Origin of the sequence: Paramicrobacterium humi (assembly GCF_900105715.1) — a bacterium.
GTDB classification, from domain to species: domain Bacteria; phylum Actinomycetota; class Actinomycetes; order Actinomycetales; family Microbacteriaceae; genus Paramicrobacterium; species Paramicrobacterium humi.
Window position 1 is genome coordinate 2,097,637 of the sequence record NZ_FNRY01000001.1, and the last position, 12,186, is coordinate 2,109,822.

The window sequence follows — 12,186 nt, forward strand, 5'->3', positions numbered from 1 at the left end:
ACGATTAGCGTGAACGGACCGACGCGATGGTGGCGCAGAACGACGAGCTCACAGCGCACGCGCCCGCGTCGGCACTCACCACAGGGAGGGACACACGGTGGCACACGACCAGTTGGCGTTTCAGAATCCGGTGACGCGGTTCCCCAAGATCGAACCGCCCAAGCAGGATCAGCCCGAGCCCGGCCTCGACGCCGAGCTGCAGCCGAAGGCCGACCACGGCGAGGAGACGTACCGCGGCACCGGCCGGCTCGAGGGCCGCAAGGCGCTCATCACGGGCGGCGACTCGGGTATCGGCGCGTCCGTCGCCATCGCGTTCGCGCGCGAGGGCGCCGACGTCGCGATCGCCTACCTACCGGCCGAGGAGAAGGACGCGCAGCGCATCGCCGACCTCATCACGAAGGAGGGCAAGAAGGCCGTCGCGCTGCCGACCGACATCAGCAGCCCCGAGAACAGCCGCAAACTCGTCGACGACGCCGTGAGCCAGCTCGGCGGGCTCGACATCCTCGTCAACAACGCGGGCAAGCAGATCGCGCAGCAGAGCATCGAGGACATCACGGACGAGCAGTGGGACGAGACGTTCAAGACGAACATCTACGCCATGTTCTGGATCACGAAGGCCGCGCTGAAGCACTTGAAGCCCGGGTCGTCGATCATCAACACGACATCGGTGAACGCGTACCTGCCGTCGCCGACGCTGCTCGACTACGCGACGACGAAGGGTGCGATCAACAACTTCACGAAGGGACTCGCGCAGCAGCTCGCGTCGAAGGGCATCCGCGTGAACGCCGTCGCGCCGGGGCCGTTCTGGACCCCGCTGCAGGTGTCCGACGGCCAGCCGAAGGACGAGCTGCCGAAGTTCGGCAGCCAGACGCCCATCGGCCGTGCCGGCCAGCCGACGGAGCTCGCTCCGGCGTACGTGTTCCTCGCCTCCTCGGAGTCGAGCTACGTCATCGGCGAGACGCTGAGCGTGAACGGCGGAATGCCGACCCCGTAACCCAGCGGCGAACGAGAAGGGAGACTCGCATGAGCGTGGAAGACATCAAGACCGTCGCCGAGCTGGTGAAGAAGTCGAAGATCGCGCTGCTCACGACGTGCACGAGCGAGGGCAAGCTCGTGAGCCGGCCGCTTGCCGTGCAGGAGGTCGAGTTCGACGGCGACTTGTGGTTCATCACGAAGCACGACTCGCACAAGACCGAGGAGATCCAGGCGAACCCGCAAGTGAACGCGGCGATGAAGACCGGGTCGATGGGGTACCTCTCGATCTCGGGGCACGCGGAGGTCGTTCACGACCAGTCGCGCATCGACGAGTACTGGTCGCCCGCCGTCGACGCGTTCTTCCCGGGCGGCAAAGACGACCCCGACCTGAGCCTCGTGGTCGTGCACGCGGACACGGCCGAGTACTGGACGAGCGACGAGCCCAAGGTCGTCACGGCGTTCAAGCTCGCCCGTTCCGCCGTCACGGGCGCGCAGCCCGATGTGGGGGAGAACAAGACGCTCGATCTCTGAGGGGGAGAGATGGTCGGATGCCGCCGGCCGGCGTGCGGCCGGCGCGCCGGACTCAGGCGCGCCGCACCGCGCGGGCGGCGGCATCCGCAAGTCTCGGCTGCGCGTACCTGAAGCCGGTCTGCTCGAGAACGCGCGGCGCCACGGGCTGGTCGCCGAGCAGCATCTCGTCGGCGGCGGTGCCGAGCAGCGTGTGGGCGAGCGGGCCGGGAACCCGCAGCCACGACGGCCGGTGCAGCGCCGCGGCGATCGCCCGCGACACGTCGGCGGCGGTGTCGTGCGCCGGCGCCACGATGTTCATCGGGCCGCTGATCGCCTCGGTGTCGATCGCGTGGCGGATCGCGCGGGCCTCGTCCTCGAGCGCCACCCACGGCCACCGTTGGTTTCCGGTACCGAAGGTCGTGCCGACGCCGAGCCGCGCGGCGAGCGCGAGCGGTTTCACGGCGCCTTCCGGGCCGAGCACGACGCCGGTGCGGGCGAAGACGAGTCGGGTCGCGTCGGATGCCGGCCTCGCGGCATCCTCCCACTCCCCGACGACGCCGGCGAGGAACCCCTCGCCTTGCGGCGATGACTCGTCGAAGGGGCGGTCGCCAGGCACGCGGCCATAGAAGCCGACGGCGGACGCGTTCACCCACACGCGCGGCGGCGTCGCCGAGCGGGTGATCGCGGCGGCGAGCGTCGCCGTCGTGTCGATGCGGCTGCGCAGGATCGTGCGCCGGTATCCAGGCGTCCACGGCAGGCGGGACAGGCTCGCACCCGAGAGCCCCACGACGGCATCCGCCCGATCGATGACCTCCTGTGGGACGCGGCCGGACGCGGGATCCCACGCGTGCTCGGTCGTCGTGCGGGCGATGCCGCGCACGAGCGTGTGCACCTCGGCCCCCGCGTCGCGCAGCTGCGCGGCGAGGGCCGTGCCGATCATGCCGGAGGCGCCGGCGATGAGAACCCGTTCAGCCATACGCCATGGTAGCCCCGCGCCGGTTCACGGCGTCAGGGGCGCTCCCATACGGCGATCGGGCCGGGCACGACAGTGAACAGCGGATGAGGCTCAGGGCGGGCCACCTCGCGCCAGTGCTCCCACACGGCGGGGCTGCGCGCCTGCAGTTTGGTGAGCAGGTGCCCCCACTCGTAGTCGAGCTGACCGTCGGTCACCTCCAGACGAGGAGCGTCGGCGCCTGAGGTGATCTTCTCGCGCGCGAACCGGTAGCCGCGCGCGTCGGCCTCGTCGGCGATGCCGTGCAGGTACGCGCCGATCGCGGTGAGCGGGTCGGCCGCCTCCCGGAACCGCTGCAGCTGCGGGTGCCGGGAGTAGCCGCGGCCCGGCGCGACGATCACCGCTTGCGCGAGCAGCGCCTCACGCCAGCACGCCGTGAGCGCTTGCCTGTCGAAGTGGCGCGGGTGCACCGACCAGAGTCTCATGGAGCGGGCTCAGCCTTCGTCGGCGTACTCGCGCTTGTCGGCGAGAAGCGAGCCGTGCATCCCGTGCGCCTGCTCCTCGCTCACGAGCGTGAGCCCGTCCACGCTGTGCGCGAGCTGCGAGAGGACGTCGAGCCACTCGCGGTTGAGCCGAACGGGGTGCGCGCTCGAGAAGTGGAACGCGAGCGGCACGTCGGGGGAGAGCCACACCGTCCTGCGGCCCGAGCCGTGCTCGGCATCCGTCGTCCAGCTCAGGAAGAAGCTCTCGCGCCGGCGAAGGCGCGAGCCGATCACGACCCTCAAGTGCGCGAGTACCCGGTCGTCGAAGTCGTAGCTTGCAGAGTTCGCGTAAATGAGGTGTCCCATCCCTCCATCATGCTCCTCTCACCGGGCGGTGCCGGGGACCGTACACCAAGAGTATCGTTAGCTTAGCTAGTAATTACCCGAGCTAGGAGAATCATGCCGGAGCCCCGTCGACGCTGGTTCGGTCTCGTCTTTGTGAGCCTGGCCGTCGCTATGATCATCGTCGACTCGACGATCGTCAATGTCGCGATCCCCTCGATCGTGACCGAGCTCGACGTCGACTCGACAGGAGTGCAGTGGATTCAGGAGTCGTACACGCTCGTCTTCGCCTCCCTGCTACTCGTCTTCGGCACGATTGCGGACCGCCGGGGAAGACGCCTATTGCTCATCATCGGCGTCGCGGTCTTCGCGCTCGCCTCGATCGCGGCCGCCTGTGCGCCGACGGGTGCCTTCCTCATCGCCTCGCGGCTCGTGCAGGGCGTCGGCGGCGCACTCGTTCTCCCCACGACCCTTTCCCTCATCAACGCGGGATTCCGTGGGAGGGAGCGCGCTCTCGCGTTCGCCGTATGGGGGTCGACGATCGGCGGCATGACCGCTCTCGGGCCGCTCCTCGGCGGTTGGCTCACGACGGAGTTCTCGTGGCGTTGGGCGTTCGGCATCAACATTCCCCTCGGCGTGCTGATCATCTTCGGAGCCCTCGTCACCGTCGACGAGTCGCGCGACGCGCAGTCACACGAACGCATTGACATCGCTGGTGCGGTGCTGTCGATCATCGCGAGCGCAAGTCTCGTGTTCGCCCTGATCGAGGGCCGCGTGTATGGCTGGTGGCTGACAAAGGCGACGCTGCGCATCGGCGACTGGGCCTGGCCGTTCGAGGTGTCGATCATCCCGTTCGTGTTCCTCCTCGCGCTTGGGGCGAGCGTGCTGTTCGTCGGGAGCGCGTGGCGTCGCCGTAGACGCGGGCGGTCCACGATGCTGGCGCTCGACCTGTTCGCCATTCCGTCGTTCCGGAACGGCAACATCGCTGCGCTCATCGTCTCGCTCGGAGAGTTCGGCATTGTGCTGGCGCTGCCGATCTGGCTGCAGAACGCTCTCGGCTACTCTGCCGTCGAAACCGGACTGGTTCTCCTCGCGCTCGCCGGCGGCGCCTTCCTCGCGAGTGGGTTCGCGGGGGCCTTCGGGAATCGCGTAGCGCCCGTGATCATCGTGCGCGTGGGAATCATCGCCGAGATCGTCGGCGTGGGAGCCATCGGATTCGTCGTCGGCCCGGACACGCCGTGGCTTCCACTGACCGTCTTCCTGTTCGTTTATGGCTTCGGGGTGGGACTCGCGACGGCGCAGCTCACCGGAGTCGTGCTCGCCGACGTGCCGCTCTCCGAGAGCGGGAGGGGCTCCGGAACCCAGAGCACGGCGCGTCAGATCGGTTCGGCCCTCGGCATCGCGGTGCTCGGGACCGTGCTCTTCAGCTCCACGGGAACCGTGCTCGGCTCACTTCTGGACGACGCGAGCGTGCCGGCGAGCACGCGCGACCGAATCGTGACGACTGTGGTTGACAGCGCGGGAGCGGCGATCGGCCCGCTCGAGCAGAATGCCCGCACGAGCGAGTTCGCCGCCGACGCGCGCACAGCGCTGAGCGATGGTACGCGCGCGGCCGCGTGGTCCGCCGCGGGGTTCCTGGTTGTCGGCCTCGCGGCCACCGCTTCGCTCGGCTCAGGTGTGAGGGACGCCGAACGCGAGGGAAGGATGCCGCCGCCGAAAACGGCGCGTTGGGCGCAGGTTCGCGGTGAGCCGTGAGAATCAGGCGCTTCGGGCGGCAATGCTCTCTGCTTCACGGATGATGCTGCGCGCCATGCCGGTGAAGATGAGGCCGTGGAAGGGCAGAAGCGTGAGCCAGTAGAGCCGGCCGGTCAGGCCCTTCGGGAAGTACACGGCCCGCTGGCGGTACCGGCTCCCGGTGCCCGCCGGTTCGACGCTCAGCTCCAGCCAGCCTCGACCGGGCATCCGCATCTCGGCGCGCAGCCGGAGCGCACGGCCCCGGTCGAGCGATTCGACGCGCCACACGTCGACGACGTCTCCCGTGTTCAGGTGAGACGGGTGACGCCGACCGCGGCGCATTCCCACACCGCCCGAGAGCCGGTCGATGAGCCCGCGCGCAGTCCACGCGAGGGGAAACGAATACCAGCCTCGCGTCCCGCCGATCGACTCGATGACCTGCCACACGGCCTCCGCTGGAGCCCTGCTCGAGCGTTCGCGCTCATCGGTGTAGACGGTGAACCCGGCCCACTCCGGGTCGCTCGGAAGCGGGTCGCTCGGCGCTCCCGCGACTGTCGCGTTCTGCCAGCTCGTGTCAACCTGCGCGTCCGCTTCGCGTTTGAGCGCGAGTCGAACGGCGGCGCGATACGGCAGCAGGCCCTCAGGCGGTCGCGGAATGAGATCGTCGATGTCGTGCTCGGTCACGACACAGTCGTGCTGCAGTGAGGCGATGATGGGAATCGCGATCTGACGCGGTACCGGGGTGACGACGTTCACCCACTGCGAGGCGAGCCACGGTGTGAAAACGGGCAGCGATGCGATCGGACGCTGGCGGAGGCCCGCCTCGACGGCGTAGCCGTTCATCATCTGCCCGTAACGCAGCACGTCGGGGCCGCCGATGTCAAACGTGCGATTGATCTCTCCCCGCACGTCGACCGTCCGCACGAGATAGCGCAGCACGTCGCGGATCGCGATGGGCTGGACGCGATTGCGCACCCAGCGCGGGGCGGGCATATACGGCAGCACCTCGGTGAGATGCCGAATCATCTCGAACGACGCGGAGCCGGAGCCGATCACGATGCCGGCCTGCAGCACGATAGCGGGAACGGGAGCGTCGAGGAAGATGCGCCCGACGGCGGCACGAGAGGCCAAGTGCTTCGACAGGCGGCGACCCTCGGGGTGCAGCCCGCCCAGGTAGACGATACGGTCGAGGCCGGCGTCGGCGGCAGCTCGCGCGAATGTCGACGCGGCCTGCTTCTCGGCCGCCGCGAAGTCGCCACCGGCGCTCATCGAATGCACCAGGTAGAGAGCGACGTGCGCGTCGGCCATGGCGCGGCGCGTTGCCGCGGCATCCGCAAGATCGCCCTCGACGATGCGGACGTCGCCGCGCCAGGGCACGTCCCTGAGCTTCCACGGGGAGCGCACGAAGACCGTGACCTCGTGACCGGCGTCGAGGAGCTGCGGGACGACGCGCCCCCCGATGTAGCCTGTCGCGCCGGTCACGAGTACCCGAGTCATCTGAACATCCCTTCGATGGCGCAGACGATGAGCAGCATCGTCACGGCGAAGCCGACGACGTAGTTGATGGCGAGGAAGCGCCGCCACGCCCGGTTGCTCGAACCGGAGCGCGCGTCGTCGACGCCGAGGTAGGGAGCGACGCTCGCGAGGTAGGGGAGGACAGCGAGGGCGGCGAGGCGCGCGGGCCACGGCGTGATGAGCATCAGCAGCCCCGCGAGCGTCCACAGCGCGAACGCGATGCGCACGGTCGCGGGGGCCCCGAACGCCGTCGCGATCGAGCCGATCCCCGCCTCGCGATCGGGGACGATGTCCTGCACGGCGCCGAACGCGTGGCTCGCCATTCCCCAGCAGAAGAACGCGATCATCGTCACGACGATGCCCGGCGTGAGGGCCGTGCCGGCGAGGGCGAGACCGTACAGGGCGGGCGTGACGAAGTGCGTGCTCGAGGTGATCGAGTCGAGCACGGGAATCTCCTTGAACCTCAGCCCGCGAACCGAGTAGGCGAGAACGGCGAAGAGGCTCACAGCGAGCACGGCCAGCGACACCGGCCGGTGGGCGCCGAGCACGACGAGCGCGACGACGAAGGGCGCGGATACCGCTGCGGCGGCGACGAGCGTCGTGCGGTGCAGTCGGGGCGGCAGCTTGGCTCCCTCGGCTCCGCCCTTGCGCGGGTTCGCGAGGTCCGACTCGTAGTCGAACACGTCGTTCACGCCGTACATGAGGAGGTTGTACGGCACGAGAAAGAACACGGTCCCGACGACGAGCGCCGCATCGATTGTGCCGGTCGTGATCAGGTAGACGGCGGCGAACGGGTACGCCGTGTTGATCCAGCTCAGCGGGCGGGACGCGAGAAGGAGCGTGCGGGTCGTGGTCAGGATGCCGGTCACGCGAGGGCGTCCTTTCGGTGGGAGCCGAGCAGCTGCCACAGGCCGGCGAGCAGAAGCGAGCCCGCGAGAGGGTAGAGGAAGTCCTCGAGCGGCATGAGCCCGAGCCGTGCGCCGGAGATCTTGTCCGCCCCGTAGTCGAAGAGGCCGGCGGCCATCATGGCATTGTCGAAGACGGCCGTGAGCACGAGGAGCGTCACCGCGGCGGCGGCCCACGAGAGCAGGTAGGGGCGGATGCCGCCGAGCGCTGCCGCGTGGCGGCATCCGATCGCGAACACGACGCCCGCGATGACGATGAACGGCACGGACATGAGCAGGTAGGTCACCGCCGCGACCGCCTTTCGTCGAGGCGGCGCGCGCCGCTGAGCAGGATGAGCGTGAGGTAGCTGAGGAAGCCGAGGAACAGCAGCTCCTCGAGCGGGAACTGCGGGCCGAGCAGTATTCCCGTCGCCCAGCGGGAGTCGAGGTGGCGAAACACGCCGAGGCCGATGCCGGCGGCGTCCCAGCAGGCGAAGAAGAGCACACCGGCGACGAGCGCGGCGACGGCGCGAAGCGGCATCCGCCCGATCACGAGTCGGAATCGCGCGTCGATGACGGCGAGGCACGCGGCGCTGACGATGAGGCTTGCGGCGTAGACGATGCTCACGGCTCCTCCAACGGGCCGGGCGAGTGGTCGCCGCGAACGTGCTTGAGCACGAGCTCCGCGCTGATGAGGCACATGGGAAGGCCGACCCCCGGCACGGTTGTCGCTCCGCCGTAGTACAGGCCGCTCACGCGCTTCGAGCGCGTCACGCCGCGCAGAAAGGCGCTCTGCGTGAGCGTGTGGGCCGGGCCGAGGGCGCTGCCGCGGAAGGTGTTGAACCGCTCCGCGAAGTCCGCGGGGCCGACGGTGCGGCGGACGCGGACGCGCGAGGTGAGATCCGGGATGCCGGCCCAGTCGGCGATCTGGGTGACGGCGGCGTCGGCGATCGCTTCGACGCGCGCGTCGCCCCCGCCCGCGATCCCGCCGCGGCCGATCGCGGGATCGGGCGGGATCGGAACGAGCACGAAGAGGTTCTCGTGCCCGGCGGAGGCGACGCCGTCGTCGGTCGCGCTCGGCCGGCACACGTAGAGGGAGGGCGGCGAGGGGATGCGGCCGGGCGCGGAGAAGATCGCGTCGAAGTTGTCGCGCCAGTCGTTCGCGAAGAACAGGGTGTGGTGCAGCAGCTCGGGAAGCTCTCCCTCGACGCCGAGCATGACCAGGACCGCGCTTGGACCGGTCACTTGTTTCCGCCACCGGCGCTCCGGATACGAGCGGTCGGCCTCTTCGAGAAGCACGGTCTCGGTGTGGTGCTCGTCGACGCACGACACGATGATGTCGGCGTCGATGCGGGCTGTCGCGCCGTGCCGAGCGAACGTCACCGAGCGAACGGCGCCGTCCGAGCTGTCGATGCGCACGACATCGCTCTCGGAGCGCAGGTCGACACCGTTGGCGCGCGCGAGGTCGACGAGCGATGACACGACGCGGCCGAAGCCGCCGCGCGGGTACTGCACGCCCGCCGTCAGGTCGAGGTGGCTCATGAGGTGGTAGAGCGCGGGAGCCTCGAACGGCGACGTGCCGAGGAACACGGCGGGGTACGCGAGAATCTGCCGGAGTCGGAGGTCGGTGAACCGGCGGGCGATGAAGGACCACAGCGACCGGGTGAGCAACGGAAGCACGGCGGGGGCGGCCGCGAGCACGTGACGGGAGGCGAGGCTCCGCCACGAGGAGAACGGGTTGTAGAGGAACGATTTCACGGCCGAGTCATAGGCGGCGCCGGCGGAGACGAGGTAGCGGCGAATGCGGCCGGCGGCCCCCGGTTCGCGGGACTCGAAGAGCTCCTCGGCGGCACCGGCTCGCACATCGAGGGGCGCGGAAGGGGACGACTCCGGCTCGCCGTAGACGCGGTACCCGGGGCTCAAGCCCACGAGATCGAGCTGCTCGGAGGTGCTCGTGCCCATGAGCCGATAGAAGTGGTCGAACACCTCGGGCATGAGAAACCACGACGGTCCCGTGTCGAACGTGAACCCCTCGTGCTCCCACACGCCGGCGCGGCCGCCGAACTCGGCATGCCGCTCGAGAAGCGTGACCTCGTGCCCGTCTCGAGCGAGCAGGCACGCGGTCGCGAGACCGCTCACGCCGCCGCCGATCACGACGGCGCGCGTCATCGCGCCGCCTTCATCGCGAGAGCGCGGGCGAGGATCCGAGCCTTCACGACGTTCGGGACGCGCACGCGGGAGCGCATGAGCTCGGCGACGGATGCCGCCTCCAGACGATCGGCGAGCGCCCCGAACATGGCACGCGCCGCCCAGACCGCGGGGCGGCATCCGGCCCCGAGCAGGGGGAGCGCGGCGTCGGCGGCGCGCAAGTCGGCGCGAATGTCGGCGATCACGCGCGCTTGCGCGTCGGGGGTGAGCGCGGCGCTCGCGCCGGCGAGGTAGGTGCGTCCCAGTTCGTCGTGGTCACCCGCGAAGTCGCGCAGGAAGTTGACCTTCTGGAAGGCGGCGCCGAGGCGTTGCGCTCCCGCCCGCAACCGCTCGCGTTCGGCGTCGGTCCGGGTGGCGCCGGCTTCGAAGACGGCGAGGCACATGAGCCCCACGACCTCGGCCGAGCCATAGATGTAGGCGTCGAGACCGTCTTTGTCGTAGCCGGCCCCGTCGAGATCCCGCCGCATTGACGCGAAGAACGGGCGGCACAGCTCGGCCCCGATCCCGTGCTCGCGCGCCGTCGTCGCGAACGCGTGCACGATGAGGTTCGTGCTGTACCCCTGCCGGATCGCGCGCTCCGTCTCCCTCTCGAGGTCGGCGAGAAGCTCCCGCTGCGCCGCCGTGCTGACCCCGGCCGCCGTCGCCGGTCCGTCGACGAGCTCGTCGGCGACGCGGACGAGAGCGTAGATGTTCGCGATGTGCGCGCGACGTGACGAATCGAGGAGCCGGCTCGCCCAGCCGAACGAGGTCGAGTACCGGGCGATGACGACGGCGGCGCTCGCTCGGGCGGTGGCGGTGTACAGCGAGAGATCGGTCGTTGTCATGCGGTTCGCGCGGCGCAGGTCTCGGCGAGGGCGGAGAGCCGGTCGGCCAGGGCTGTCGGGATGGACGGGGAGGACACGAGTGCATTGACGTGCTCGCAGCGGTCCGTGATGAGCGATTCCACGAGGTCGCGAGCGCCCGAGGCCTCGATCGCGGCGCGCAGTCGTCGGCCGCCGTCCGGGGTGAGCTCGGGATCGCCGAACAAGTGCTGCACTTCGGGCCAGGAGCGGTCGGCGCGGGCGAAGGTGACCAGGAGCGTCTCCTTTCCCTCACGCAGATCGCTGAGCGTCGACTTGCCCGTCTCGTGCTCGTCGCCGAACACGCCGAGCACGTCGTCGCGCAGCTGGTAGATCACGCCGAGATGCTTCGCGATCGCGGCGAGCTCGGCGAGCAGGGCGTCCTCGGCGCCGGCGAGGATGCCGGCGAGAGTGAGCGGGGCCTCGAACGAATACGCGGCGGTCTTGTTCTCGATCATCGAGAGCACGTCGTACGCGCTCGCCTGCTCGAGGTTGAGGCTCAACCAGACGTCCGCATGCTCGCCCGCGGCGCTCGCGAACACCGCTCGGTCGAAGGCGTCGAGCGCGCCGAGCCGCTTCTCGGCGGCGACGGGAAGTCGAGCAAGGAGCGACTGGGCGAGCGTGAGCATGAGGTCGCCCGCCAGCAGAGACGACGTCTCGCCCCAGCCCCGCGCGCGTGTGATGTCAGCGCCGCGAAGCATCGCCTGCGAGGCGAAGTGGCCCGAGATGTTCATCTCGCCGCGGCGCACGAGGTCCTTGTCGATCACGTCGTCGTGCAGGATGAGCGCGACGTGCAGCAGCTCCGTGGCGCACGCGGCGTCCACGGCCGCACGTGCATCGGTGCCGCCCAGGGCAGCGTAGGCCTCGAGAAGCAGCCGCGGCCTGATCTTCTTGCCGCCGCTCACCAGGTGGGCGAGGCACTCCCACAGCTGGGCGAAGGGCTGCGGCAGCGACCGGCTGCTGTCGCGGCGCTCGTCGATGAGCTCACGCAACCGCGCGTCCACGAGAGCGGCGAGGTCGCCGGGCTCCGGTCGGCCCGGCACGGCTGAGCCGTGAGGCGCCAGGGCAGTCGCTCGAGACACGGTAGCTCCCATTTCGTTAGACAGGCGAGAGTTCAACCTAGCACGCGAACGCTAGGATGTCATCGTGCCCGCCGAATCGCATGAGACCTCCGAGATGCTTGACCGGTACTTCGCCGACGCGTCGGATCTCGTCGATCGAACGGGCCTGACTCGGCGCGACGTGGAGCAGTCGCTCGAGGTCATGCGGGCGATGCGAAACTGGCGCACGGCCGAAGAGGCGCTCGCGAACGCGTCGAAGCGCTACATGAAGCTCAACGAGACGGACATGCGCGCGATCAGGCTGCTCATTCGCGCGCGCGAGCAGGGCGAGGTCGTCACCCCCAAGGACATCGCGCGCGCTGTCGGCATCTCGAGCGCCTCGACGACGAAGCTCGTCGATCGGCTCGTCGCCGGCGGCCATGTCGTGCGGCGGCCGCACCCGACCGACCGTCGCACGGTGTGCATCGAGGTGACGGAGTCGACGCGCGTCGCGGCGCGCGAGAGCGTCGGCCGCCAGCACGCCCGCCGCTTCGCCGTCGCCGCGCAGCTGGAGCCCGCCGAGCGGGAGACCGTCATCCGGTTCCTCTCGCGGCTCGCGGAGGCCGACGTTCCCGTCGGTCCGCTGAGCGAGGTCGCCACGGACGACGTCGAGCTCTGATGCGGTTCGAGCAATCCGATCGGGCC

General features: G+C 69.7%; 14 protein-coding genes. 4 read left to right on the forward strand and 10 right to left on the reverse strand.

The window, feature by feature from the left end:
* The first annotated feature begins 130 nt into the window (after positions 1-130).
* Both BLV49_RS10425 and BLV49_RS10430 read left to right on the forward strand, forming a co-directional pair.
* Positions 131-994, forward strand: coding sequence for an SDR family oxidoreductase (locus BLV49_RS10425; RefSeq protein WP_434061455.1), 864 nt, complete (start codon positions 131-133; stop codon positions 992-994).
* A gap of 29 nt (positions 995-1,023) precedes the next feature.
* On the forward strand, positions 1,024-1,506 hold the full coding sequence (locus tag BLV49_RS10430) for a pyridoxamine 5'-phosphate oxidase family protein (protein WP_091183667.1): 483 nt from the start codon (positions 1,024-1,026) through the stop codon (positions 1,504-1,506).
* 52 nt (positions 1,507-1,558) lie between these two features.
* Here BLV49_RS10430 and BLV49_RS10435 read toward each other — a convergent pair whose 3' ends face one another.
* Genes BLV49_RS10435 through BLV49_RS10445 form a run of 3 tightly spaced genes read right to left on the reverse strand, consistent with a single transcriptional unit; the run spans position 1,559 to position 3,285 of the window.
* Positions 1,559-2,461 (reverse strand): TIGR01777 family oxidoreductase, encoded by a 903-nt coding sequence (locus BLV49_RS10435; protein WP_091183671.1) that lies wholly within the window; start codon positions 2,459-2,461, stop codon positions 1,559-1,561.
* A gap of 32 nt (positions 2,462-2,493) precedes the next feature.
* Positions 2,494-2,922, reverse strand: a complete 429-nt coding sequence (locus tag BLV49_RS10440) for a pyrimidine dimer DNA glycosylase/endonuclease V (protein ID WP_091183674.1) — start codon at positions 2,920-2,922, stop codon at positions 2,494-2,496.
* A gap of 9 nt (positions 2,923-2,931) precedes the next feature.
* Entirely contained in the window at positions 2,932-3,285 is a 354-nt protein-coding gene (locus tag BLV49_RS10445; RefSeq protein ID WP_091183677.1) for a DUF7882 family protein, read from the reverse strand.
* 93 nt (positions 3,286-3,378) lie between these two features.
* On the opposite strand from BLV49_RS10445, the gene BLV49_RS10450 reads away from it, so the two are divergent.
* The gene (locus BLV49_RS10450) at positions 3,379-5,016 is read left to right on the forward strand and encodes a DHA2 family efflux MFS transporter permease subunit (RefSeq protein WP_091183680.1); all 1,638 of its coding nucleotides are present in this window, start codon (positions 3,379-3,381) and stop codon (positions 5,014-5,016) included.
* A 3-nt stretch (positions 5,017-5,019) separates the two neighbouring features.
* Here the strand turns inward: BLV49_RS10450 and BLV49_RS10455 are convergent, their stop codons facing one another.
* Genes BLV49_RS10455 through BLV49_RS10480 form a run of 7 tightly spaced genes read right to left on the reverse strand, consistent with a single transcriptional unit; the run spans position 5,020 to position 11,523 of the window.
* On the reverse strand, positions 5,020-6,492 hold the full coding sequence (locus BLV49_RS10455) for an SDR family oxidoreductase (RefSeq protein ID WP_091183683.1): 1,473 nt from the start codon (positions 6,490-6,492) through the stop codon (positions 5,020-5,022).
* Complete coding sequence (locus BLV49_RS10460) at positions 6,489-7,379, reverse strand: prenyltransferase (protein ID WP_245723609.1); 891 nt, start codon at positions 7,377-7,379, stop codon at positions 6,489-6,491. Before BLV49_RS10460 ends, BLV49_RS10455 begins: the two co-directional genes overlap by 4 nt.
* Positions 7,376-7,702: a lycopene cyclase domain-containing protein gene (locus tag BLV49_RS17220; RefSeq protein WP_245723610.1), complete on the reverse strand. Its 327-nt coding sequence runs from the start codon at positions 7,700-7,702 to the stop codon at positions 7,376-7,378. The genes BLV49_RS10460 and BLV49_RS17220 overlap by 4 nt, the downstream gene beginning before the upstream one ends.
* A complete protein-coding gene (locus tag BLV49_RS10465) occupies positions 7,699-8,022 on the reverse strand; it encodes a lycopene cyclase domain-containing protein (protein ID WP_091183690.1) in 324 nt (107 codons plus the stop codon). Before BLV49_RS10465 ends, BLV49_RS17220 begins: the two co-directional genes overlap by 4 nt.
* Positions 8,019-9,563, reverse strand: coding sequence for a phytoene desaturase family protein (gene crtI / locus BLV49_RS10470; RefSeq protein WP_091183693.1), 1,545 nt, complete (start codon positions 9,561-9,563; stop codon positions 8,019-8,021). The genes BLV49_RS10465 and crtI overlap by 4 nt, the downstream gene beginning before the upstream one ends.
* Complete coding sequence (locus tag BLV49_RS10475) at positions 9,560-10,426, reverse strand: phytoene/squalene synthase family protein (protein ID WP_091183697.1); 867 nt, start codon at positions 10,424-10,426, stop codon at positions 9,560-9,562. Before BLV49_RS10475 ends, crtI begins: the two co-directional genes overlap by 4 nt.
* On the reverse strand, positions 10,423-11,523 hold the full coding sequence (locus BLV49_RS10480; RefSeq protein WP_176980815.1) for a polyprenyl synthetase family protein: 1,101 nt from the start codon (positions 11,521-11,523) through the stop codon (positions 10,423-10,425). Before BLV49_RS10480 ends, BLV49_RS10475 begins: the two co-directional genes overlap by 4 nt.
* Before the next feature lie 64 nt (positions 11,524-11,587).
* On the opposite strand from BLV49_RS10480, the gene BLV49_RS10485 reads away from it, so the two are divergent.
* Positions 11,588-12,160 (forward strand): MarR family winged helix-turn-helix transcriptional regulator, encoded by a 573-nt coding sequence (locus BLV49_RS10485; protein WP_245723611.1) that lies wholly within the window; start codon positions 11,588-11,590, stop codon positions 12,158-12,160.
* Positions 12,161-12,186: the final 26 nt, after the last annotated feature.

Excerpts from the sequence above, each read along its gene's own strand:
- BLV49_RS10450 (WP_091183680.1), top strand. The coding sequence starts at position 3,379 with ATGCCGGAGCCCCGTCGACGCTGGTTCGGTCTCGTCTTTGTGAGCCTG.
- crtI (WP_091183693.1), bottom strand. The coding sequence starts at position 9,563 with ATGACGCGCGCCGTCGTGATCGGCGGCGGCGTGAGCGGTCTCGCGACC.
- BLV49_RS10435 (WP_091183671.1), bottom strand. The coding sequence starts at position 2,461 with ATGGCTGAACGGGTTCTCATCGCCGGCGCCTCCGGCATGATCGGCACG.
- BLV49_RS10445 (WP_091183677.1), bottom strand. The coding sequence starts at position 3,285 with ATGGGACACCTCATTTACGCGAACTCTGCAAGCTACGACTTCGACGAC.
- BLV49_RS10430 (WP_091183667.1), top strand. The coding sequence starts at position 1,024 with ATGAGCGTGGAAGACATCAAGACCGTCGCCGAGCTGGTGAAGAAGTCG.
- BLV49_RS10455 (WP_091183683.1), bottom strand. The coding sequence starts at position 6,492 with ATGACTCGGGTACTCGTGACCGGCGCGACAGGCTACATCGGGGGGCGC.
- BLV49_RS10475 (WP_091183697.1), bottom strand. The coding sequence starts at position 10,426 with ATGACAACGACCGATCTCTCGCTGTACACCGCCACCGCCCGAGCGAGC.
- BLV49_RS10440 (WP_091183674.1), bottom strand. The coding sequence starts at position 2,922 with ATGAGACTCTGGTCGGTGCACCCGCGCCACTTCGACAGGCAAGCGCTC.